Below are 21,304 nucleotides of genomic sequence, written 5' to 3'. Positions count from 1 at the left end.
CCATGTCGCTGCACGACACCCTCAGCACCGCCGACGAATTCGTCCCGCGCCACATCGGTCCGCGCGAGCTCGACGAGATCGCCATGCTGAATCTGCTCGGCTATGAATCCCTAGACGCGATGACCGCCCAGGTGATTCCCGAGAGCATCAAGGGCACCAGCGTGCTGGACCTGCCCGCCGGGCTGTCCGAAGCCGACGCCCTGGCCGAGCTGCGCGCCATCGCCGGCAAGAATCGCCTGCTCAAGAGCCTGATCGGCCAGGGCTACTACAACACCCATACCCCGGCGCCGATCCTGCGCAACCTGCTGGAAAATCCGGCCTGGTACACCGCCTATACCCCCTACCAGCCAGAGATCTCCCAGGGTCGTCTGGAAGCCCTACTCAACTTCCAGACGCTGATCGGCGACCTCACCGGCATGCCGGTGGCCAACGCCTCGCTGCTGGACGAGGGCACCGCCGCCGCCGAGGCCATGACCTTCTGCAAGCGCCTGGCGAAAAACAAGGCCAGCGCCTTCTTTGCCTCCGTGCACTGCCATCCGCAGACCCTGGACGTCCTGCGCACCCGTGCCGAGCCCCTGGGCATCGAGGTGGTCGTGGGCGTGGAAACCGAGATCGAGGACCACGGCCGCTTCTTCGGCGCGCTGTTCCAGTACCCCATGACCACCGGCGAGATCCGTGACTACCGGGAAAGCATCCAGGCCTTCCAGGCCGCCGGTGCCCTGGTGGCCATGGCCGCCGACCTGCTGGCCTTGACCCTGCTCACCCCGCCCGGCGAACTGGGCGCGGACGTGGCCATCGGCACCGCGCAGCGTTTTGGCGTACCGCTCGGTTTCGGCGGCCCGCACGCGGCCTACTTCGCAACCCAGGACAAGTACAAGCGCGACATGCCCGGGCGCGTCGTCGGCGTGTCCATCGACCGCCACGGCAACCCGGCCTATCGCCTGGCGCTGCAGACCCGCGAGCAGCACATCCGCCGCGAGAAGGCCACCAGCAACATCTGCACCGCCCAGGTGCTCCTGGCCAACATCGCCAGCATGTACGCGGTCTACCACGGTCCCGAAGGCCTGACCCGCATCGCCACCCGGGTGCAGCGTCTGACCAGCCTGCTGGCCGCCGGCCTGCAGCGCCTGGGCCACGAGACCCAGCACACCGCCTTCGACACCCTTACCCTGGTGTTCGGGGCGCGCACCGCCGCCCTGCACGAGGCCGCCCGTGCCCGTGGCTACAACCTGCGCGAAGTCAGCGCCGAGGCCCTGGGCGTGTCCCTGGACGAGACCAGCACCCTGGCCGATGTCCAGGCACTGCTGGAGATCCTGGCCGATGGCAAGCCCGCGCCCCAGGTCGCCGAGCTGGGCGATGCCCAGGGCGTGGAAGTGCCCGCGGCGCTGCAGCGCCAATCGGCCTTCCTGACCCATCCGGTGTTCGCCAGCCACAGGTCCGAGACCGAGCTGATGCGTTACCTGCGCAAGCTGGCGGACAAGGACCTGGCGCTGGATCGCACCATGATCCCGCTGGGCTCCTGCACCATGAAGCTCAACGCCGCCAGCGAGATGATCCCGGTCACCTGGGCGGAATTCGGCGGTATCCACCCCTTCGCCCCGGCCGACCAGGCCGAGGGCTATGCTCAGCTCACCACCGAGCTGGAAGCCATGCTCTGCGCCGCCACCGGCTATGACGCCGTCTCCCTGCAGCCCAATGCCGGCTCCCAGGGCGAGTACGCCGGCCTCCTGGCCATCCGTGCCTATCACGCGAGCCGCGGCCAGGGCGAGCGCGACGTCTGCCTGATCCCGGCCTCGGCCCACGGCACCAACCCGGCTACCGCCAGCATGGTCGACATGCGCGTGGTGGTGGTGGCCTGCGACAAGCGCGGCAACGTCGACCTCGACGACCTGCGCGCCAAGGCCGAGCAGCACAGCGAGCGCCTGGCCGCGCTGATGATCACCTACCCGTCCACCCACGGGGTGTTCGAAGAGGCCATCCGCGAGATCTGCCAGGTGGTCCATGACCACGGCGGCCAGGTCTATATCGACGGCGCCAACATGAACGCCATGGTCGGTCTCTGCGCCCCGGGTCAGTTCGGCGGTGACGTCTCCCACCTCAACCTGCACAAGACCTTCTGCATCCCCCATGGCGGCGGCGGTCCGGGCGTCGGCCCCATCGGCGTCAAGGCGCACCTGGCGCCCTTCCTGCCCGGCCATGCCCGGCTGGAACGCAAGGAGGGCGCGGTCTGCGCGGCGCCCTATGGCAGCGCCAGCATCCTGCCGATCTCCTGGATGTACCTGAAGATGATGGGCAGCGCCGGTCTGACCCGCGCCTCGCAGATCGCCATCCTCAGCGCCAACTACATCGCCCGCCGGCTGGAAGAGCACTACCCGGTGCTCTACAGCGGCACCGGCGGCCTGGTGGCCCACGAGTGCATCCTCGACCTGCGCCCGCTCAAGGACAGCAGCGGCGTGACCGTGGACGACGTGGCCAAGCGCCTGATCGACTTCGGCTTCCATGCGCCGACCATGTCCTTCCCGGTGGCCGGCACCCTGATGATCGAGCCCACCGAGAGCGAGTCCAAGCAGGAACTGGACAGATTCTGCGACGCCATGATCGCCATCCGCGAAGAGATCCGCGCCCTGGAAGCCGGCACCCTGGATCCCCAGGACAACCCGCTGAAGAACGCGCCCCACACCGCGCGCGAATTGGCGGGCGAGTGGACCCACCCCTACAGCCGCGAGCAGGCGGTCTTCCCGCTGCCGAGTCTGGTGGACGGCAAGTACTGGCCGCCGGTGGCGCGCATCGACAACGTCTACGGCGATCGCAACCTGGTCTGCTCCTGCCCGCCGATCGAAGCCTACGGCGAGGCCTGACCCTCACCCCCGGCCCCTCTCCCAGGGGGAGAGGGGAGGAGAACGGTGGCCCCGCTGCAGTCCCGCGCGAGCCGCCCGCTCTTCCCCCTCTCCCTCAGGGAGAGGGCCGGGGTGAGGGCTGACCCCATCACCCACGTCGCGACCCCATAGCCCAGCGCTGTCCCGTTCCCCTTGCCTGGGGCGACAGCCGCCACCCGACACGGAGCCCCACCATGTCCCTGCTCAAGACTTCGCTGCACGCCCTGCACCTGGAACTCGGCGCCCGCATGGTGCCCTTCGCCGGCTACGAGATGCCGGTGCAATACCCGCTCGGCGTGCTCAAGGAGCACCAGCACACCCGCGCCCAGGCCGGGTTGTTCGATGTGTCCCACATGGGCCAGGTCTTGCTCGAAGGCGAAGAAGCCGCCGAGGCGCTGGAGACCTTGGTGCCGGTCGACATCATCGACCTGCCCAGCGGCATGCAGCGCTATGCCCTGCTGACCGACGACAACGGCGGCATCCTCGACGACCTGATGGTCGCCAACCTGGGTGACTGCCTCTACCTGGTTGTCAACGCGGCCTGCAAGGAAGCCGACCTCGCCCACCTGGAAAAGCACTTGGGCGATCGCTGTCAGGTGCTGCCGCAATTCGATCGCGCCCTGCTGGCCCTGCAAGGGCCCGCCGCCGCCGCGGTGCTGGCGCGCCTGGCGCCAGAGGTGGCCGAGATGACCTTCATGCATGTCCGCCGCGTCAAGCTGCTGGACCAGCCCTGCATCGTCAGTCGCAGTGGCTATACCGGCGAAGACGGCTACGAGATCTCGGTGCCCAGCTCCGCCGCCGAGGCCCTGGCCCGCCGCCTGCTGGCCGAGCCGGAGGTCGAGGCCATCGGCCTGGGCGCGCGCGACTCCCTGCGCCTGGAAGCCGGTCTCTGCCTCTATGGCCATGACATGGATGCCGGCACCACGCCGGTGATGGCCAACCTGGGCTGGGCGCTGTCCAAGGTGCGTCGTGAAGGCAACGGTCGCGCCGGCGGTTTCCCCGGTGCCGAGCGCATCTTCACCGAGCAGCGTGAAGGCGTGAGCCGCAAGCGCGTCGGCCTGCTGGTGCAGGAACGGGTGCCGGTGCGCGAGGGTGCCGAGCTGGTGGATGCCAACGGCGCCAGCATCGGTCGTGTCACCAGTGGCGGCTTCGGCCCGACCCTGGGGGCGCCGGTGGCCATGGGTTATGTCGACAGCGACTTCGCCGCCCTGGATACCCAGCTGTTCGCCGTGGTGCGCGGCAAGCAGGTGCCGGTCAAGGTCGCCAAGACCCCCTTCGTGCCGCAGCGGTATTACCGCGGATAAAGATCGGGCCGGCTGATCGTAGCTATGGCGGTCCGCCGCTGCGGCCGCTCCGGTGACGAGGATTGACCGTTTTATCGCGGCCATGGGCCGCTCCTACAGTGTCCCGTAGGAGCGGCCCATGGCCGCGATGCTTTTCCGTCACGCCAGCGGATAATCGCGAAACACCGACAGCGCCTCCGCCTCGGCGGTCAGGGCCTCCAGCGTCGGGTAGTTACGCCGCTCGATCAGCCCCGGGAGGGCGAAATGCAGGAAGGTCCAGGCCACCGCCGTGTCGATGGCGTCCTGGCCGATACTGTCTTCACCCAGCGGCGGACGCGGGCCCAGCCAGGCCTTGTCCAAGGCGCCACAGGCCGCACGCAACTGACCTTCCACGCGCTGCTGCCAGGGCGCATGACGCTTCTCTTCCGGTCGCAGATCCCGCTCGTACACCAGCTGCACCGCCTTCTCGGACAGGGCCAGCGCCAGGCCGCTGCGACTGAGGGCGGTGGCCCGGGCCGCGTGGCCGCTCGGCCGCAACTGCCGACTGCCACAGGCGAGATGCTGGGCATAGTCCAGAATCAGCGACGAATCCATCAGCCGCTGACCGTCCAGGCAGATCAATGTGGGTGCCTTGAGCACCGGATTGAAGCTGCGAAAGCGCTCGACCTCACGAAACAGCGAGATCTGGCGCAGCTCGAAGGGCAGAACCAGCAGGCGAAGGGAGATCGCGACCCGCCGCACATAGGGGGAGTCGAGCATGCCGATGAGTTGCATGGGGGCGTCCTGTCAGAAAGAGTGAATCCTGTTTCACGTGGAACGTCATCCTGGTCACGTGTTTCACGCCAGGTGCCGCTCTGGACAAGACATTAAGGATTCGGTGAAGCTGCTTCCAGCGAGAAATTCTGACCGGATCATTAAGGAAAGCTTACATGTCCCGTGTGCCACCGTTGAATGCCCTGCGCTGCTTCGAAGCGGTTGCCCGCCTGGGCAGCGTTACCCGCGCCGCCAATGAATTGCACCTTACCCATGCCGCGGTCAGTCAGCAGGTGAAGGGCCTGGAGCACCAGCTGGGCATGGTGCTGTTCGAGCGCCAGGGGCGCGGGATCGAGGTCACCGGCGACGGTCGCGTCTATGCCGAGCAGGTCCGCCAGCTGCTCGAGGATCTGGGCGAGGCGACCCGGCGACTGCAGGCCCGCCCGCGGCGCAACGAGCTGGTATTCGCCACCTTTCCCTCCTTCGCCACCCACTGGCTGCTGCCCCGGCTGCCGCGTTTTCGCGCCCTGTACCCGGACTATCGCATCCGTATCCAGACCAGCCTGGATTTCCAGGATCTGCGCCAGGGCATGGTGGATATCGGAGTGCGCATGGGCGAGGGCCAGTGGGATGGCCTGACGGCGCTTCGGCTGTTTCAGGACGATGTGCTGCTGGTGGCGGCACCTGGTTACAACAGTGGGCAACTGCCGTGCAGCCTGGACGAGGCTCTCGCGCAGCCGCTATTGCACACGGAGGAAACCTGGCTGCACTGGGGCGAAACGGCTGGTCTAGGCGAAGCAGCACCCAATCGCGGCATCAGCGTGAATGATTCCAACGTGGTACTGGAGGCGCTACGCCTTGGTCAGGCGCTAGCGCTGGAGCGGCGCAGCCTGGTGCAGGCCGCGCTGGACGAGGGGCGTCTGGTCCAGCTCAGTCCGGTAACGGCGCCCTATCCCTATGCCTACTGGCTGGTGTGGCCGGAACGCGCCGAATCGGCGGAAAAGCAGGAGCGCTTCAGCGCCTGGATCCAGGCCGAGGTCGCGACCTATCTGGCCGCGCTGGAGACGCCGACGCCCGCCTAGGGCGTCGGGCGGGAGGTCTTAGCGCAGCAGCAGCTTGCGACGGCCGTCCGGCCAGACTTCCCAGAGTTGATCGTTGATGCGCTGCACCTGGCTGGTGGTCCGGCGCATGGCCGAAATGCTGGCCCGCAGGGCCTGGCCGCTGGCGGTGTCGACGAGATTTCCGGCGCCGGTGCTCTCGGCCGTGGTGCGATCCATAGCTACAGTGTTCATTGACGCCTCCCAGAGCTCGGCTAAAGACGGCGAAAGTGCCGTAGCCCAAGGACTGCCCAGCCACGGCAAGATTCCGCGTCCGCGGCGGCCGCCGTTCAAGCTGTGATCCACGTCCTGAGGACGCTGTGGCCCACTGGGCGAATTTGCGCAAAGGCCGCTTTCTGTACGGATATACAGATTAGGCCTTGCGCCGCTCGCGCAGGCTTTGCATCCTGTGGCGATTCCCCTCGTGCGACGCCCGCCATGCAGCTGTATCTCTGCGAAAAACCCTCCCAGGCCAAGGACATCGCCCGCATCCTCGGTGCCACCCGCCGCGGCGAGGGCTGCCTGCAGGGGCAGGGCGTGACCGTGACCTGGTGCATCGGCCACCTGCTGGAAACGGCGCCACCGGACGCCTATGACGCCCGCTACAAGCGCTGGTCGCTGGACGACCTGCCCATCGTTCCCGAGCAGTGGAAGCTGCAGGTCAAGAAGACCACCGGCAGCCAGTTCAAGGCGGTCAAGCGCCTGCTGGGCGAGGCCAGCGAACTGGTGATCGCCACCGACGCCGATCGCGAAGGCGAGATGATCGCCCGCGAGCTGGTGGAGCATTGCCGCTATCGCGGGCCGATCCGCCGTTTGTGGCTGTCGGCGCTGGATGACGTCTCCATCCGCCGCGCCCTGGCCGCGCTCAAGCCCGGTACCGAGACCTATGGGCTCTATCAGTCCGCCTTGGGCCGCTCGCGCGCCGACTGGCTGATCGGCATGAACATGAGCCGGCTGTTCACCCTGCTGGGGCGTCGCTCCGGCTATCAGGGCGTGCTTTCGGTCGGACGGGTGCAGACGCCGACCCTGCGCCTGGTGGTGGACCGGGATCGTGCCATCGCCGCCTTCGTGCCGGTGCCCTTCTGGACCGTGGAGGCGACCCTGGACGCCTCCGGCAGTCGCTTCCAGGCCCAATGGCAGCCGCCGGAGGACGTCTGCGACGACCAAGGCCGCTGCCTCAAGCCCGAGGTGGCCCAGGCGGCGGCGCGGGCCATCGAGGCGGCTGGGCAGGCGCGGCTGGTCAAGCTCAAGACCGAGCGGATCCGCGAGGCGGCGCCCTTGCCCTTCGATCTGGGCACCTTGCAGGAGGTCTGCTCCAAGCGCTTCAACCTGGGTGCCCAGCAGACCCTGGACGTCGCCCAGGCGCTCTACGAGAAGTACAAGCTGATCACCTATCCGCGCAGCGATTGCGGCTACCTGCCGCTGTCCCAGCACGCCGAGGCGCCGGCGCTGCTGGCCGCCTTGCTGGGCGCCGACAGCAGTCTCGCCCCCCTGCGCGACCATCTGGACGCCAGTCGCCGCTCGCGGGCCTGGAACGATGCCAAGGTCAGCGCCCACCACGGCATCATCCCGACGCAGGTGACCCGCGACCTGGGACGCCTGAGTCCGCAGGAGCGCAACGTCTACGGCCTGATCCGCGCGCGTTACCTGGCGCAATTCCTGCCGCCGCACGAATTCGATCGCACCCAGGCCGATTTCGCGGCGGGCGGCGAACGCCTGCGGGCCACCGGCAAGCGGCTGGTGGAACCGGGCTGGCGGCGCGCCTTGCCCGAATCGCTCACGCCGCCCAAGGGTCGCGAGGCACCGCCGCCCCAGGCGCTGCCCGAGTTGCGCGAGGGTGAGTCCTATCCGGTGGTCGAGGTGCGTTGCAAGGATCAGCTGACCCAGCCGCCCAAGCCCTTCACCGAGGGCGATCTGATCAAGGCGATGAAGAACGTCGCCAAGCTGGTGGAGGATCCCGCCCTCAAGCAGAAGCTCAAGGACACCACCGGCATCGGCACCGAGGCGACCCGCGCCAGCATCATCCAGGGCCTGCTGGACCGCGGCTACCTGGTCAAGCAGGGCAAGGCCCTGGCGGCGACCCCGGCGGCCTTCGGCCTGATCGACGCCGTGCCCCGGGCCATCGCCGATCCGGGTACCACGGCACTCTGGGAGCAGGCACTGGATCGGGTGCAGGAGGGCGAGCTGAGCCTGGCCGAATTCGTCACCAAGCAATCGGCCTGGATGGGCAAGCAGGTGGAGCGCTGTCTCGGCCTGACCCTGACCATCAGCGGACCGCCGCCGGCGGGCAAGGGCGCGCCCTGGAAGAAGAAGCGGCGTACGGGCGGGAGCAAGGCCAAGACGACGGCGAAGACGGGTGGCGCACCGCCGCGCGTGCGCAAGCCGAGGGTCAAGCCGGGCTGAGGGCGGCGAAGAGGCGCTCGAGCACGGCGTCGGGCTGGGTCAGGACCTCATGATTCCAGAAGCGAATGATCTTGAATCCCTGGGCCTGCAGCCAGGCGTCGCGCTCGCGGTCATTGGCGCTGCCCTGATGCTGGCCGCCATCCAGTTCGATCACCAGCCGCGCTTCCAGGCAGACGAAGTCCAGGATGTAGCGGCCATAGGGATGCTGACGGCGAAATTTATGGCCCTGTAGACGGTTGCCGCGCAGGTGATACCAGAGGGCGCGCTCGGCGTCGGTCTGACCCCGGCGCAGGGCACGGGCATGGCTGATGAGGGGCATGGGAATCCTTTCCCTGGGTGTTCTGGTGTCGGGTTCGCCCTCACCCCAACCCTCTCCCGGAGGGAGAGGGGGTGGTACGGAGTGAGGATATGCGTGGGAGTATCGCCTAGGATTTTGAGGTTGGCGAGGCTCTGGAACGGGGTTTTCGAGAGCGTTGAGCTGAGGAAGTTGGCGCGGCTCAGCTACCTGATACTTTGGCGAGAGCATTGCCCTCACCCCAACCCTCTCCCAGAGGGAGAGGGGGCGATACGGAGCGAAGTGGAGCTGTGAAGTAGCCCTCGCAGAAAGACAGCAGGACAGTCAAAATTGCTATCGCAGCAACAACAGCTTCAGGACCCATGTCTGGAGAAAGAGCCCGCTATCACTCCAGACCACCCCCTCTCCCTGGGGGAGAGGGTTGGGGTGAGGGCGCAGGGCCCCGGCCAGCCTTACTTCTTCTCGAACGCCGCAGCAGCAGTGGCATAGGCCGCTTTGTGATATTCAAAGCTGGCTGACTGCACCAACATGATTTCCTAGTCTCGATAAAGGCGATCACCGAGCGCTAGGAGAGGCTGTCAGCCTTGATTTCGGCTCTGTCGATGAAGTTGGAGGGGGTGGAGGTGAAACGGCCTCAACTGGCCTAAGCGAATCGCTATCGCAGTAACACTGAAAACAGCTTCAGGACCCACGTCTGGAGGAAGAGCCCGCCACCACTCCAGACCGCCCCCTCTCCCTGGGGGAGAGGGTTGGGGTGAGGGCGCAGGGCCCCCCCGCGAGGCTTACTTCTTCTCGAACGCCGCCGCGGCGGTGGCGTAGGCCGCTTCGTGATAGTCGAATTCGGCGGACTGCACCAGCAGGGTTTCCTCGTCCTCGGTGAAGGCGATCACCGGGCGATAGGAGAGGCCGTCGGCCTTGATTTCGGCTTCGTCGATGAGCTTGGAGAGATCGAAGGCGAAGTCGCCGCAGATGGCCTTGGCCTGGGCGTCGGTGATGCCGTGCTTCTTCAGGGCATCGCGCAGCAGGCTGCTCCACTGGTATTGAAACTGGAGACCCAGTTTGGCGTAGCTGGGACCGTAGTCGATTTCCATGAGTGTGTAACCGGGGCTTGGGAGGAGGGGGCGAACTCGCCACAGCGGTCAGCGAAATGACCGTTGTGGACGCTGCCGGTGACACTACGATGGCGTGCCCCAAAGCCCAGGCAAAGGGGGGCGGGCCGGACGGCCAAATCTAATGACCGAGAGGCCCGCACCCAGGGACGAGCGGTTATTCGTGCACGATGCGCGAGTGATCGCGGGTGTCCTTCATGAAGACGTAGACCAGCAGCGAGCAGGCGATGCAGCCGGTCACGTACCAGTAGTAGCCGCTCTCCATGCCGATGCTCTTGAACCACAGGGCAAGGTATTCGGCGGTGCCGCCGAAGATGGACACGGTCAGGGCATAGGGCAGGCCGACGCCCAGGGCGCGGATCTCGGTGGGGAACAGCTCGGCCTTCACCACGGCGTTGATCGAGGTGTAGAAGCTGACGATCACCAGCGCCACCATGATCAGGCCGAAGGCGCCCCACCAGGTGGTGACGCTGCCCAGGGCGGAGAGGATCGGGTAGGTGAACAGCGTGCCGAGCACGCCGAAGGCGATCAGTACCGGACGCCGGCCGACGCGGTCGGAGAGGGCGCCGACGACGGGCTGCAGCAGCATGAACAGGAACAGCGTCGCCGCCGAGATGGAGGTGGCGTCGGTCTTGCTCATGCCCACCGAGTTGACCAGGTACTTCTGCATGTAGGTGGTGTAGGTGTAGAAGGCCAGGGTGCCGCCCATGGTCAGGCCGACCACGGTGAAGAATTCCTTGGGATGGCGCATCAGGGTGCGCATCAGGGATTCCTTGGGTTTTTCGGCCTTCTTGAAGGAGCTGGTCTCTTCCATGCCGCGGCGCAGGTAGAGCGCGGTCACGGCGCAGGCGGCGCCGATCAGGAAGGGGATGCGCCAGCCCCAGCTTTCCAGCTGTTCGACGGTCAGGGTCTGCTGCAGCACGATCAGGGTAGCCAGCGCCAGCAGCTGCCCGGAGATCAGGGTGACGTACTGGAAGCTGGAGTAGAAGCCGCGGCTTTCCTTGGTCGCCATCTCGCTCAGGTAGGTGGCGGAGGTGCCGTATTCACCGCCCACCGAGAGGCCCTGCAGCAGCCGCGCCAGCACCAGCATGATGGGGGCGGCGACGCCGATGGTGGTGTAGCTGGGGGTGAGGGCGATGATCAGCGAGCCGGCGCACATCATGATCACCGAGACCATCAGCGCGGACTTGCGGCCGGCCTTGTCGGCATAGAGGCCCATCAGCCAGCCGCCGATGGGGCGCATGAGAAAGCCCACGGCAAAGATGGCGGCGACGTTGAGCAGCTGGGCGGTCTGGTCGCCCTTGGGAAAGAAGGCCTTGGCGAAATACAGGGAGAAGGCGGCGTAGACGTACCAGTCGTACCATTCGACCAGGTTGCCGACGGAACCGCTGAAGATGGACTTGATGCGCTGCGAGGTGGTCTTGGGCGCGGTCTGGCCGGCCGCGAGGGTAGCGGTGCTATCCACAGGGTGTTCCTCTTGTCGTTGTTATTAGGGCGCTCGGGGCGTCGACAAGGGCTATAGCAGGGGGCGTGCCAGGTCGCGAAGCCGCGTCCTGACTGGGTTTTGCCAGGGTGGATCGGCGAAAGATCGCCGAAAGGCGGTGAGCAATGAGCGGATTTCCGCCTATTGCCTCTCAATCCTCGTCGCGGAAGTCGGCCCGCACCAGGCCATGGCGCTGCATCTTCTCGTTGAGGGTGCGCCGTGGCAGTTGCAACTCGTCCATCACCGCCTTGATCTCGCCGCCGTGGCGGGCCAGGGCGGCGCGCAGGCACTGGGCCTCGAAGGCTTCCAGCTGATCGGCCAGGGAATGGCCCGCGGCCGCGGTGGCGGGGGTACCAAGGCCGAGGGCCTCGCGCTCGGCGGCGTTGGCCAGCTCGCGCACGTTGCCGGGCCAGCCGTGACCCAGCAGCTGGGCCAGGCGCGCCGCGCCGGGCGGGGTGACCGGCCGGCCCAGGCGGGCGCCGGCCTCGGCGAGGAAGTGATCGAACAGCAGCGGGATGTCTTCACGCCGGGCGCGCAGCGGCGGCAGGTGCAGCTCGGCGACATTGAGGCGATAGGCCAGGTCTTCGCGAAAGCGTCCGGCGCGGGCTTCTTCCAGGAGATCCGGCTTGGTGGCGGCGACGATGCGCAGGTCCAGGGCGATGCTCTGGTTGGAGCCGAGGCGCTCCAGACGCTGCTCCTGCAGCACCCGCAAGAGCTTGACCTGCTGCGCCAGGGGCATGCTCTCGATCTCGTCGAGAAACAGGGTGCCGCCGTTGGCGTATTCCAGCTTGCCGATGCGCTTGCCCTGGGCGCCGGTGAAGGCGCCGCTCTCGTGGCCGAACAATTCGCTCTCGAACAGCTGCTCGGGGATGGCCGCGCAGTTGAGGGCGACGAAGGCCTTGCCGGCGCGGGGACCGAAGTCGTGCAGGCAGCGGGCGACCAGTTCCTTGCCGCTGCCGGTCTCGCCGCGCAGGAGTACGTTGACCGGCGTCGGCGCCAGGTCGAGGATCTGCTGGCGCAGCCGGACGATGCCCGGCGAGACGCCGAGCAGGCGGCGGGCGAGCGCGCTCTGGTCGTCGACCCGGCGGTGCAGCTGGCGGTTCTCCAGCACCAGCCGGCGCTTTTCCAGGGCGCGGCCGAGATCGCCGAGCAGCGCCTCGGGGCTGAAGGGCTTTTCCAGGAAATCGTAGGCGCCCTGGCGCATGGCGCTGACCGCCAGGGCGACGTCGCCGTGGGCGGTGAGCAGGATCACCGGCAGGTCGGCATCCAGCGCCTGCAGCTGTTCCAGCAGGGCCAGGCCGTCCATGCCGGGCATGCGCACGTCGCTGACCACCACCCCGGCGAAATCCGGGGTCACTGCCGCCAGGCAGTCTTCGGCGCGGGCGAACAGCCGCACCTGATGCCCCGACAGCTCCAGCCACTGGCGCACCGCTTCGCGGATGCTGGCTTCGTCGTCGACCAGATAGACCTGAGCTTGCATGGGAGGCGTCCTCTCGCGGCCGGTGCGCCGCTACCTTGCCCGAAGGCCGGCGACGGGTCGAGTCCCTAGCCGGGTCCCGGCAGCACCGGCAGGCCGAGACGGGCACAGGCGCCGCCCTCCGGGCGGTTGCCCAGTTCGATGCGTCCGCCCAGGTGCTGGGCGACGGTCTGGACGATGGACAGTCCCAGGCCGGCGCCGTTGGCCGCGCCGCTGCTGTAGAAGCGCTCGAACAGCCGTGGCTGGATCTCCTCCGCGATGCCGGGGCCCTGGTCGAGGATCTGGATCTCCGCCCAGTCGGCGGTGACCTCCAGGCGGATGCGGATCTCGCCGCCGGGAGGCGACACGTTGACCGCATTGGTCAGCAGATTCTGCAGGGCGATGCCCAGCATGGCGCTGTCGCCATGGACCTGCACCCGGCTGGCTTCGGCGTCGAGGCTGAGGTCCAGGCCCTTGTCGAGAATCCAGGGGCCCAGTTCTTCCAGGGTGGCGCTGAGGGCGGTGCGCAAATCGAAGCGCTGCTCGGCGCTCCAGCTCGGCCGGGGTTCCAGGCGTGCCAGGATCAGCAGCTGGTTGACCACCCGGGTCAGTCGGTCGGTGCCGCTGACGACGAATTTCAGCGCCTCGTCGCGGGCCGCCGCGGTCTGCGCGGACAGGGCGTTCTGGGCGTGCAGGCGTAGCACCGCCAGCGGCGTGCGCAACTCGTGGGCGGCGTCGGCGATGAAGCGGCGTTCGCGCTGCAGCAGTTGCTCGATCTGCAGCAGCAGCCGATTGAGCGCCGCCTGCATGGGTTCCAGTTCGCGTGGCAGCGGATCCAGCTGCAGCGGTTGCAGGGATTCCGGGTCGCGGTGGCGGATCAGCCCGGCCATGCGCCGCAGTGGTTTCAGGCCCCAGCCAATGGCCAGCCAGGCCAGCAGCGACAGCAGCACCAGGCCGATCAGATGCGGCGTGAGGGTATGGCGCAGGATGCGGCGGACCAGATCGGCGCGCACCTCTTCGCGCTCGCCGACCCAGAGCATCAGGTCGTGCTCCGGGTCGGGCAGCAGGAAGCCATACCAGGCCTCGCCCTCCAGGGTCTGCTCGGTGAAACCCGGGGTCGTCGGCATGCTGAAGATGGGCGCGCTGGGCGAGCGCATCAGGGGGACGCCGCGGGCGTTCCAGGCCTGGAAGGCCATCTTGGCCTCGTATCTGTGGCCATAGGGACTCTCCGTGGCTTCGGCCAGGGCCTGGGTGACGCTGGCATGCAGCGCCAGGCGGCCTTCGCCGCGGGGGGCGGCGCGCAGCATGCCCTGCAGGATGCGCGCGCTCTGCGCCAGCTGGGCATCGTAGATCTCGCCGATCTCGCGCTGGCTGTCGTGGACATTGGTCAGGGCGATCAGCAGGGTGCCGATCAGCAGCAGCGAGAGCACCAGGCCGACGGTGCGGCGGCGGATGGAGGTCATGGACATTCGAGGCGGTAACCGATGCCCCTGACCGTGCGGATCAGGTCGGCGCGCAGCTTCTTGCGCAGGTTGTAGATGTGGACTTCCAGGGTGTTGCTTTCCACCCCCTCGTCCCAGCCGTAGAGCAGCCCCATGAGGCGGTCGCGACTGAAGATCTTGCCCGGATTGGCCAGCAGTTCGTGCAGCAGCTGGTATTCGCGCGGGGTGAGGTTGACCGGCTGGCCATCGAAGGTGACCCGGCGGGTGGCCGGATCCAGGGCGATGCCGCCGCCTTCGAGCTGGATCTGCGAGGGACCGTTGCGTCGGCGCAGCAGGGCGCGCAGGCGGGCCTTGAGTTCCTTGATATCGAAGGGCTTGACCAGGTAGTCGTCGGCGCCGGCGTCGAGGCCGGCGACCCGGTCCTCGGTGTCGTCGCGGGCGGTAAGGATCAGCACCGGGGTGGTCAGGCCATTGGCGCGACTCTGGCGCAGCACCTGGATGCCGTCCAGGCGCGGCAGGCCGAGATCCAGCACCACCAGGTCGAAGCCCTCTTCGCGCAGGGCGTGGACGGCGCTTTCGCCGTCCTTGAGCCAGTCCAGGGTATAGCCCTCTTCCCGCAGACTGGTGCGGATGCCCTCGCCGAGGTCGGGATCGTCTTCGATCAGCAGCACGCGCATGGAGGCCTCGTCACTTCAGCTTCTGGTCGACGTCCTTGAGCAGCGCGGCGATCTCGCCCCGCCGTCCCTGGTCGGCCAGTTCGCGTCCCGGCCGCGGGGCGGCCTGCTGCGCCTTGAGCAGGGCGGCGCGGGCTTCGGCATAGCGCTGCTGGCGATACAGGTGGTCACCCCAGAAGTATAGGGTATCGATACCGCTGGGGTTGAGGGCGAGGGCCCGCTGCAGCAGACGATCGGCTTCGCTGGCGTCACCAAAGGCGATCGGCCAGCCGGGAACCCGATCGTAGAGGGCGGCGAGACTGGTGTAGGCGGAGCCCTGCAGCGCCGTGGGATCGAGCTTGAGCGCCTGTTCCAGGTCGCTGCGGGCCTCCTTGACCTTGCCCAGCGCCCCCAGCCCGCCCTGGGCGCCGGCCCAGCTGCTCAGCACGATGCCCTGCCAGATCAGCGCTGGCGCCGACTGGGGCTCGGCCTGGGTGAAGGCGCGCGCTTCGCCGGCCAGCTGTTCGAAGGCGGCGGGTTTTTCGGCGCTGGGCAGGCGGTACTGGATCTCGGCCCAGCGCTGCTGGATCTGGGCCAGGCGCTGGCCATCGTCGGCCAGGGCGAAGGGGCTGGCGAGCAGGGCGGCGAGCAGCAGGCCGAGGGCCTTGCGCGGGGTCGTCATGGGTGTTTCTCCGGGGCGAAGGCGGGGTCGATGAAGCGGCGGATCACCGGCAGCTGGCGGCGCAGGGCGCGATCCACCAGGCCGGGCAGCAGGCCGTTGAGGCGGACGAAGAGCTTTTCCGGCCAGCCGAGATGGAGCTCCTGGCGGTCCTCGACCAGGGCACGGATCACCGCGCCGGCGACCACGGTGGGGTCGTCCATCTGGCTCTTGAGCGCCTGGTTCACGGCCATGGCCGCCGGGCCGTTCATCGCCGTGCGGGTGGCGCGGGGCGCCACGTAGAGCACCCGGATGCGGGTGTCGGCCAGCTCCCGGCGCAGGGCCTGGGTGAAGCCGCGCAGGGCGAACTTGCTGGCGCAATAGGGCGCATAGCCGGGATAGCCGATGGAGCCCAGGGTGGAGCCGACATGGGCGATCACCGCCCGCGGCTGGCGGCGCAGCAGCGGCAGCAGCAGGCGGGTCAGCTGGATGGCCGCGCCGATGTTGATCGCCAGCAGGTTGTCGATGACGTCGTCGTCAAGGGCGTCGAGCAGGGCGAAGCTGTTGCTGCCGGCGGCGTTGAGCAGCACGTTGACGCCCTGGCCGCGGCTGGCTTCGGCCAGCACCGCCTGGCGATCGGCCCGGCGGGTGAGGTCGGCATCGAGCAGGCGCAACCGGCCACCCAGGCGCTCGGCCAGGGGCTGCAGGGCGCGGGTGTCGCGGGCGACCGCCAGCACCTGGGCGCCGCCGGCGCAGAGTTGTTCCACCAGCGGCAGGCCGATGCCGCCGCTGGCGCCGGTCAGCAGGACGCGGCAGTCAGGCAGCTGCATGGCGCTGCTCCGGGTGCTGGCCGGCGCCGGGCAGGGCGCGGAACATGTCGGCATAGAGGCGATAGACCACCTTGGACACGTGGATCACCGCGGCCTGGTCGGCCGGATCGTCCAGCCGATCCATCAGCTGGCGGTAGGTCGCCATGTGTTCCTGGTCGAGGCTGCCGTGGGAGTCCAGGTAGCTGAAGGCCGTGGCCGGCAGGCCCAGCTGGCCGCGGATGGCGCCGGCGGCCTGGGTGGCCAGGGCGATGCTGGTGCCTTCGAGCACATTGACCATGCCGAACAGGCCGACCGGATTGTCGCGAGCGATGAAGTCGTAGAGATAGGCCACCATCAGCTCGATGGGCAGTTCGGGGCGGCTGGCGCGCACCGCCTCGGCATCGCCCCCGCAGGCGGCGATGCCACTGAGGATCCACTGGTCGTGGCCGTATTCTTCCTCGATGTATTCGCAGACCGCGCCGCGCAGCCATTCCAGCCGCGCCGGCAGGCGGGCGCCGCAGGCCATCATCAGCGGCGCGGTGTGGCGGACGTGGTGATAGGCCTGGCCGAGAAAGGCGACATAGCTCTCCAGGGCGACGTTGCCGCCCAGGGCGGCGCGGATGATGGGCACCTCGAACAGCGCCTGGCGTTCCACGGCGGTTTCGGCTTGCAGGGTGGCGAAGAAACTCATGCTGGTACCTCCAGAAGGTGCGAGAGCAGGGCCGCGTGATGCGCCTGGATGGCGTCGCGGCGAAGGCGTCCGGTCGCGGTGAGCAGGCCGTTGGCGGGGGTGAAGGGTTCGGCGAGGCGGCGCCAGGCGCCGATGCGGGCATAGTCGGGCAGGCGCTGGTTGAGGCGGGCGATCTGGTCGGCGAGCAGGCTGTCGGGCAGGTCCGGCTGCCGTGGCCAGAGCAGCGCCACCAGGTGCCGGGCACCTTCGCCCTGCACATAGGCCTGGGCGATGGGGCCGCCCTGGGTGAGTTCGGCCTCGATCCAGCCCGGATCGACATTGCGTCCCGAGGCCAGGCTGAACTGGTGTTTCTTGCGGCCACGCAGGTAGAGATAGCCATCGGCGTCGAATTCGCCGAGATCACCGGTGGCCACCTCGTCGGTGGCGCTCGCGGGTTCGCCCAGATAGCCGGCGAAATCGACGCCGCCGACCAGGATCTCGCCATCGGCGGCCAGGCGCAGGCGCACATGGGGCAGGGGCTGGCCGACGCTGCCCGGGCGGTTGGCCTCAGGGCGATTGAGGGTCACCACCGAGGCGCACTCCGACAGGCCATAGCCCTGGAACAGCGGCAGGCCCAAGGCGCTGGCGCGGGTCAGCAGCGCCTCGCTCAGCGGCGCCCCGCCCACGGCGGCGAAGCGCAGCCCGTCCAGGCGCAGCAGCCCGCGTTCGCCCAGCTCCACGAGTCCCTGCAACAGCTGGGGCATGAGGATCAGACTGTGTGGCTGGCGCTCCTGCAGGCAGGCGGCCAGCTGGGCCCAGTCGATGCCGGCGGAGCCGCGGACACCCTGGTCCTCGGCCTTGAGCACCACCACCTCGGCACCGGCCAGCAGCGCGGCATAGACCCCGAGATTTTCCAGCAGGATGCCCAGCGACAGGAGCACCTGATGGCGTCGGGGCGCCCGGGCGCCGCTGGCGGCTTCCAGGCTGGCGGCCACCCGCAGCAGTTGTCCGGCCTTGAGGCAGACGCCCTTGGGGGTGCCGGTGGTGCCGGAGGTGTAGGTGAGCTTGGCGGTGCCCGCCGGCAACGGAGCGCGGGCCGAGGCCGGCCGCTGCCACCCGCTGGCGCCCGCGGTGAAGCCTGCCGCAGCCCATTCCTGGGTGCGCTCGGGGCGCCCCAGCAGGAGATCGGCGCCGCAGTCGCGCAGGACATGGGCGCGCTGCGCGGGACTGAAGAAGTCCGGCAGGATCACGCAGGGCAGTCCGGCGCGCAGGGCGGCCAGGTCCCAGGCCAGCAGTTCGGGACCGTTGGGCAGGTCCAGCGCCAGGCGCCGGATCTCGTGCTCGCGCAGCCAGGCGGCGCGGGCGGTGACTTCCTGCAGCAGCCGGGCATAGCTCCAGGTCTCGTGACTGCCGGTCAGCGCCGGCCGGTCGCCGTGCCAGGCGTGGCGCTCCAGGGTGGTGAAGAAGTCGACGACAGGGCAGGTTTCAAGCGACATGGCAGTCTTCCTCGCCAAGGGTGGTGAGGCCCAGGCGGGCGAAGATGCCGGCCTGCAGCAACTGTTGATAGCCCTGCTGGATGTCGCCGGCGCAGACCTGGGGAGCGTTGGCGTAGTAGGAGCCCCAGCTCTCGCGCTCGGCGCCCAGGCAGGCCGGATCGGCGGAGCCCAGCACCTGGGGCGCCAGGCCGAGGCGATGAAAGCTATTGATCAGGCGGGTGGCGCCGGTAAAGGTCACCCAGCGCCGGCCGCTGCGGGCCAGCAGCCAGGTGGTGACGACGATCAGCAGGCGCGCCTGGCCCGGACCCAGCGCCGCCAGATTGCCCACCTCCACCACCTCCGCGCGATCGATCGGCCGGCCGAGCGCCGCCGCCACCAGGGTCTCCACCGGCCGAGGCAGATAGCGTTCGAGAAACAGCGACTGGTCCAGCGCGGAGCGGATCCCCACCGCCGCCTGCAGCACGCCTTCGGCATCGCGCAGGGCGAGCAACAGCGGCAGGAAGTGGCTGATTCGGGCGCCGTGCTCCAGGGCGAAACGCGCGCCGATAAAGGCTTCGGTCGCCTGCCGGCCGGGCGCCTCGCGCGGCTCCAGGCGGGCCAGCAGCGAGCCGCTGCGGTCGGCCAGGATAAAGCTGTACGGGGACTGCCAAGTCACGTCGAGCATCGCGACCTCTCCGGGGGGAATACGAGGCGCAGTCTTGGCGGTCAAGCTGAAGGCAATCTGAAGCGCCGCTTCATCGCAGCTTCAGGTTGCCCGGCTAGGGTCGCGCTCTGTATCCCCCCCGGCGGAGCCCTGCCATGTCCGAAGAAGAGCCCCTTGCTGCCGCTCCCGAGGAAGCCGCCGACAGCCACTGGCCGCTGGTGCGGATCCTGGCGGGCATCCTCGCCAGCGCCCTGATCGGCGGCGTCGGCCTGCCGCTGCTGGATGCCACCCGCGGGCCCTGGGATGCGGCGACCCTGCTGGTGACCGGGGTGCTCGGCTGGGGCTTCGCCCTGCTGGTGACGCTCTGCGTGCGCTAGGCCGCTGACTCCGGCGCCGCCGGCAGCCGCAGGGCAAAGACCGCACCCTCGGCGCCGTTGCGCGCGTCCAGGCTGCCGCCCTGGGCCTGGACGATGGCCGAGGACACCGCCAGGCCGAGTCCCAGGCCTTCGCCCACCGGCTTGGTGGTGAAGAAGGGATCGAACACCTGGTCCAGGTGCTTGGCGGCGATGCCGCCACCGTTGTCGGCCACCTCCAGCAACCAGGCATCCCCCTCCCGCGCTAGGCTGACCCGGACCTGCGGCCGGGGTCGCTCCGCCACGGCGTCGAGGGCGTTGCGCAGCAGATTGACCAGTACCTGCTCCAGGCGGATGGGATCGCCCAGCAGCCAGGCCGGGCGCGGCAACTCCAGCATCAGCTCCACGGCCAGCTCGGCGCGGCGGGCCTCCAGCAACTCCAGCGCCTGATCCACCACCCGCGCCAGATCGACCCGCTCGCGCAGGCCGGCGGGGGTCTTGCGCGCATAGGTCTTGAGGTGGGCGGTGAGGCCGCTCATGCGGGTCAGCAGGCCGTCGAGGCGCTCCAGGGCGGCGCGGGCCTCGTCCAGCCGCCCGTGATCCAGCAGCAGGCGCAGACTCGCCAGGTGCATGCGCTGGGCGGTGAGCGGCTGGTTGAGTTCGTGCACCAGGGCCGCCGACATCTGCCCCAGGGCGGCCAGCTTGGCGGCCTGCACCAGGCCGTCCTGGGCGGTGCGCAATTCGGCGGTGCGGGCCTCCACCAGCTGCTCCAGTTCCAGGCGGCTGCGCTGGCGCAGGCGTTGCAGCCGGCGCCGTTGCGCCCAGAGGAGACCGGCGCAGACCAGCAGCAGCCAGACGCAGACGGCGGCCAGTGCCGCACCCGGACCACCGCCCTGCAGGTCCCGGGTGGGCCGGAGCAGGTGCAGGGTCCAGCCTTCGCTGGGCAGCGGCAGGCTGTCCCAGAGGTAGTCGGCGCTGCCTTCGGGGGCCTGGATGTGGGCCACCTGGCGCTGCTCGCCGAGCACCCGCTCCTGGCGATAGGGCAGGGGTTGCAGGGTGCGCCGGTCGTACTGGCGGGTGGTGGCCAGTTCCGCGCGATCGGCCGGGGTCAGCTCGCGCAGCAGGCGATAGCGCCAGGCCGGGCGATTGGCGGCAAAGACCACGCCGCGGGCATCGCTGACCAGCAGTACCTCGGGGTGCTCGCCCCAGCGCGCCTCGATGGCGGGGAATTCCAGCTTGACCACCACCGCGCCGAGAAAGCGCCCCTGGGCGTCCAGCACGGCGTGGGAGAGGAAATAGCCGGGGATGCCGGTGGTGACCCCCACGGCATAGAAGCGGCCGCTGCCGCCGGCGAGGGTCTCGCGGAAATAGGGCCGGAAGCCATAGTTGTGGCCGACATAGCTGGTGGGCAGTCGCCAGTTGCTGGCGCCGATGGCCAGCCCCGTGCGATCCAGCAGTTCCAGGGTCGAGGACTGGGCGGCCGTGTTCAGGCGCTCCAGCTTGAGGTTGAGACGCTCGGTGGCGGCGGCATCGGGCGGGGTGCTCAGGGCGGCGATCAGCTCCGGGTCCTGGGCCAGCACCGCCGGCAGGGCGCGAAAGCGGTCGATCAGCGTCTGCAGGCCGCTGGCGTGGAGGCGCAACTGCTCCTGGCCGAGCAGGCTGGCCTCGGCCAGGCTCGCCTGTTCGGCGCGGTGCCAGGCCTGGCTGCCCAGCAACAGACAGCCGATCAGGGCGAGCAGCAGGACCGGCAGCAGGCGCAGGGCTGGGGGCATGGCAGGAGACCGTGGCAGGGATGGCCGGACGATAGCACGGCGGGGAGGGGACG

The 21,304-nt window shown here is 68.9% G+C and carries 19 protein-coding genes; 5 read left to right on the top strand and 14 right to left on the bottom strand.

Annotation, left to right across the window (positions count from 1 at the left end):
* Positions 1 to 2: 2 nt before the first annotated feature.
* The gene (gene gcvP, locus DBY63_RS16805) at positions 3 to 2,858 is read left to right on the top strand and encodes an aminomethyl-transferring glycine dehydrogenase (protein WP_108581662.1); all 2,856 of its coding nucleotides are present in this window, start codon (positions 3 to 5) and stop codon (positions 2,856 to 2,858) included.
* Between the two features lie 212 nt (positions 2,859 to 3,070).
* A complete protein-coding gene (gene gcvT, locus DBY63_RS16800) occupies positions 3,071 to 4,180 on the top strand; it encodes a glycine cleavage system aminomethyltransferase GcvT (RefSeq protein ID WP_108581661.1) in 1,110 nt (369 codons plus the stop codon).
* A 138-nt stretch (positions 4,181 to 4,318) separates the two neighbouring features.
* On the opposite strand, the gene DBY63_RS16795 is transcribed toward gcvT, so the two are convergent.
* Positions 4,319 to 4,933: a glutathione S-transferase gene (locus tag DBY63_RS16795; RefSeq protein WP_044342513.1), complete on the bottom strand. Its 615-nt coding sequence runs from the start codon at positions 4,931 to 4,933 to the stop codon at positions 4,319 to 4,321.
* Positions 4,934 to 5,088: 155 nt separating this feature from the next.
* Here DBY63_RS16795 and DBY63_RS16790 point away from each other — a divergent pair, with 155 nt between their 5' ends.
* The gene (locus DBY63_RS16790; protein WP_108581660.1) at positions 5,089 to 5,994 is read left to right on the top strand and encodes a LysR substrate-binding domain-containing protein; all 906 of its coding nucleotides are present in this window, start codon (positions 5,089 to 5,091) and stop codon (positions 5,992 to 5,994) included.
* A gap of 18 nt (positions 5,995 to 6,012) precedes the next feature.
* Here the strand turns inward: DBY63_RS16790 and DBY63_RS24785 are convergent, their stop codons facing one another.
* Positions 6,013 to 6,204: a hypothetical protein gene (locus DBY63_RS24785; protein ID WP_144954499.1), complete on the bottom strand. Its 192-nt coding sequence runs from the start codon at positions 6,202 to 6,204 to the stop codon at positions 6,013 to 6,015.
* Between the two features lie 243 nt (positions 6,205 to 6,447).
* On the opposite strand from DBY63_RS24785, the gene DBY63_RS16785 reads away from it, so the two are divergent.
* Positions 6,448 to 8,412, top strand: coding sequence for a DNA topoisomerase III (locus tag DBY63_RS16785; RefSeq protein ID WP_108581659.1), 1,965 nt, complete (start codon positions 6,448 to 6,450; stop codon positions 8,410 to 8,412).
* On the opposite strand, the gene DBY63_RS16780 is transcribed toward DBY63_RS16785, so the two are convergent.
* The 11 genes from DBY63_RS16780 to DBY63_RS16730 form a co-directional block, all read right to left on the bottom strand.
* Positions 8,399 to 8,731 carry an endonuclease domain-containing protein gene (locus tag DBY63_RS16780; protein WP_074584218.1) on the bottom strand — a complete coding sequence of 111 codons (333 nt, stop codon included), beginning with the start codon at positions 8,729 to 8,731 and terminating at the stop codon, positions 8,399 to 8,401. The genes DBY63_RS16785 and DBY63_RS16780 overlap by 14 nt on opposite strands.
* 758 nt (positions 8,732 to 9,489) lie before the next feature.
* Positions 9,490 to 9,798, bottom strand: a complete 309-nt coding sequence (locus tag DBY63_RS16775) for a hypothetical protein (protein WP_027597369.1) — start codon at positions 9,796 to 9,798, stop codon at positions 9,490 to 9,492.
* A 175-nt stretch (positions 9,799 to 9,973) separates the two neighbouring features.
* Positions 9,974 to 11,281, bottom strand: a complete 1,308-nt coding sequence (locus DBY63_RS16770; protein ID WP_027597370.1) for an MFS transporter — start codon at positions 11,279 to 11,281, stop codon at positions 9,974 to 9,976.
* A 169-nt stretch (positions 11,282 to 11,450) separates the two neighbouring features.
* On the bottom strand, positions 11,451 to 12,779 hold the full coding sequence (locus DBY63_RS16765) for a sigma-54 dependent transcriptional regulator (RefSeq protein ID WP_108581658.1): 1,329 nt from the start codon (positions 12,777 to 12,779) through the stop codon (positions 11,451 to 11,453).
* Between the two features lie 65 nt (positions 12,780 to 12,844).
* Complete coding sequence (locus DBY63_RS16760; RefSeq protein ID WP_044342516.1) at positions 12,845 to 14,218, bottom strand: ATP-binding protein; 1,374 nt, start codon at positions 14,216 to 14,218, stop codon at positions 12,845 to 12,847.
* Positions 14,215 to 14,874 (bottom strand): response regulator transcription factor, encoded by a 660-nt coding sequence (locus DBY63_RS16755; protein ID WP_027597373.1) that lies wholly within the window; start codon positions 14,872 to 14,874, stop codon positions 14,215 to 14,217. The genes DBY63_RS16760 and DBY63_RS16755 overlap by 4 nt, the downstream gene beginning before the upstream one ends.
* Before the next feature lie 10 nt (positions 14,875 to 14,884).
* On the bottom strand, positions 14,885 to 15,532 hold the full coding sequence (locus DBY63_RS16750; protein ID WP_108581657.1) for a hypothetical protein: 648 nt from the start codon (positions 15,530 to 15,532) through the stop codon (positions 14,885 to 14,887).
* Positions 15,529 to 16,338 carry an SDR family oxidoreductase gene (locus DBY63_RS16745; protein WP_108581656.1) on the bottom strand — a complete coding sequence of 270 codons (810 nt, stop codon included), beginning with the start codon at positions 16,336 to 16,338 and terminating at the stop codon, positions 15,529 to 15,531. Before DBY63_RS16745 ends, DBY63_RS16750 begins: the two co-directional genes overlap by 4 nt.
* On the bottom strand, positions 16,325 to 17,008 hold the full coding sequence (locus tag DBY63_RS16740; RefSeq protein ID WP_108581655.1) for an iron-containing redox enzyme family protein: 684 nt from the start codon (positions 17,006 to 17,008) through the stop codon (positions 16,325 to 16,327). Before DBY63_RS16740 ends, DBY63_RS16745 begins: the two co-directional genes overlap by 14 nt.
* Entirely contained in the window at positions 17,005 to 18,483 is a 1,479-nt protein-coding gene (locus DBY63_RS16735; RefSeq protein ID WP_108581654.1) for an AMP-binding protein, read from the bottom strand. The genes DBY63_RS16740 and DBY63_RS16735 overlap by 4 nt, the downstream gene beginning before the upstream one ends.
* Entirely contained in the window at positions 18,473 to 19,147 is a 675-nt protein-coding gene (locus DBY63_RS16730; RefSeq protein WP_108581653.1) for a thermostable hemolysin, read from the bottom strand. Before DBY63_RS16730 ends, DBY63_RS16735 begins: the two co-directional genes overlap by 11 nt.
* Positions 19,148 to 19,281: 134 nt before the next feature.
* Between DBY63_RS16730 and DBY63_RS16725 the strand changes: the two genes are divergently transcribed.
* Positions 19,282 to 19,503: a hypothetical protein gene (locus tag DBY63_RS16725; protein WP_027597379.1), complete on the top strand. Its 222-nt coding sequence runs from the start codon at positions 19,282 to 19,284 to the stop codon at positions 19,501 to 19,503.
* Here the strand turns inward: DBY63_RS16725 and DBY63_RS16720 are convergent.
* The gene (locus DBY63_RS16720; protein WP_108581652.1) at positions 19,500 to 21,251 is read right to left on the bottom strand and encodes an ATP-binding protein; all 1,752 of its coding nucleotides are present in this window, start codon (positions 21,249 to 21,251) and stop codon (positions 19,500 to 19,502) included. The two genes, DBY63_RS16725 and DBY63_RS16720, sit on opposite strands and share 4 nt — an antisense overlap.
* Positions 21,252 to 21,304: the final 53 nt, after the last annotated feature.

Source organism: Pseudomonas sp. RIT411, assembly GCF_003057735.2.
Classification (GTDB): Bacteria; Pseudomonadota; Gammaproteobacteria; order Pseudomonadales; family Pseudomonadaceae; genus Chryseomonas; species Chryseomonas oryzihabitans.
This window is presented reverse-complemented; position numbering and strand designations above follow the sequence as displayed.

What these genes read in the sequence shown, in the direction of transcription:
- DBY63_RS24785 (WP_144954499.1), bottom strand. Translation starts at nt 6,204, where the DNA reads ATGAACACTGTAGCTATGGATCGCACCACGGCCGAGAGCACCGGCGCC.
- DBY63_RS16755 (WP_027597373.1), bottom strand. Translation starts at nt 14,874, where the DNA reads ATGCGCGTGCTGCTGATCGAAGACGATCCCGACCTCGGCGAGGGCATC.
- gcvP (WP_108581662.1), top strand. Translation starts at nt 3, where the DNA reads ATGTCGCTGCACGACACCCTCAGCACCGCCGACGAATTCGTCCCGCGC.
- DBY63_RS16735 (WP_108581654.1), bottom strand. Translation starts at nt 18,483, where the DNA reads ATGTCGCTTGAAACCTGCCCTGTCGTCGACTTCTTCACCACCCTGGAG.
- DBY63_RS16740 (WP_108581655.1), bottom strand. Translation starts at nt 17,008, where the DNA reads ATGAGTTTCTTCGCCACCCTGCAAGCCGAAACCGCCGTGGAACGCCAG.
- DBY63_RS16775 (WP_027597369.1), bottom strand. Translation starts at nt 9,798, where the DNA reads ATGGAAATCGACTACGGTCCCAGCTACGCCAAACTGGGTCTCCAGTTT.
- DBY63_RS16720 (WP_108581652.1), bottom strand. Translation starts at nt 21,251, where the DNA reads ATGCCCCCAGCCCTGCGCCTGCTGCCGGTCCTGCTGCTCGCCCTGATC.
- DBY63_RS16730 (WP_108581653.1), bottom strand. Translation starts at nt 19,147, where the DNA reads ATGCTCGACGTGACTTGGCAGTCCCCGTACAGCTTTATCCTGGCCGAC.
- DBY63_RS16760 (WP_044342516.1), bottom strand. Translation starts at nt 14,218, where the DNA reads ATGACCTCCATCCGCCGCCGCACCGTCGGCCTGGTGCTCTCGCTGCTG.
- DBY63_RS16790 (WP_108581660.1), top strand. Translation starts at nt 5,089, where the DNA reads ATGTCCCGTGTGCCACCGTTGAATGCCCTGCGCTGCTTCGAAGCGGTT.
- DBY63_RS16750 (WP_108581657.1), bottom strand. Translation starts at nt 15,532, where the DNA reads ATGACGACCCCGCGCAAGGCCCTCGGCCTGCTGCTCGCCGCCCTGCTC.
- DBY63_RS16725 (WP_027597379.1), top strand. Translation starts at nt 19,282, where the DNA reads ATGTCCGAAGAAGAGCCCCTTGCTGCCGCTCCCGAGGAAGCCGCCGAC.
- DBY63_RS16780 (WP_074584218.1), bottom strand. Translation starts at nt 8,731, where the DNA reads ATGCCCCTCATCAGCCATGCCCGTGCCCTGCGCCGGGGTCAGACCGAC.
- DBY63_RS16795 (WP_044342513.1), bottom strand. Translation starts at nt 4,933, where the DNA reads ATGCAACTCATCGGCATGCTCGACTCCCCCTATGTGCGGCGGGTCGCG.
- DBY63_RS16785 (WP_108581659.1), top strand. Translation starts at nt 6,448, where the DNA reads ATGCAGCTGTATCTCTGCGAAAAACCCTCCCAGGCCAAGGACATCGCC.
- gcvT (WP_108581661.1), top strand. Translation starts at nt 3,071, where the DNA reads ATGTCCCTGCTCAAGACTTCGCTGCACGCCCTGCACCTGGAACTCGGC.
- DBY63_RS16745 (WP_108581656.1), bottom strand. Translation starts at nt 16,338, where the DNA reads ATGCAGCTGCCTGACTGCCGCGTCCTGCTGACCGGCGCCAGCGGCGGC.
- DBY63_RS16765 (WP_108581658.1), bottom strand. Translation starts at nt 12,779, where the DNA reads ATGCAAGCTCAGGTCTATCTGGTCGACGACGAAGCCAGCATCCGCGAA.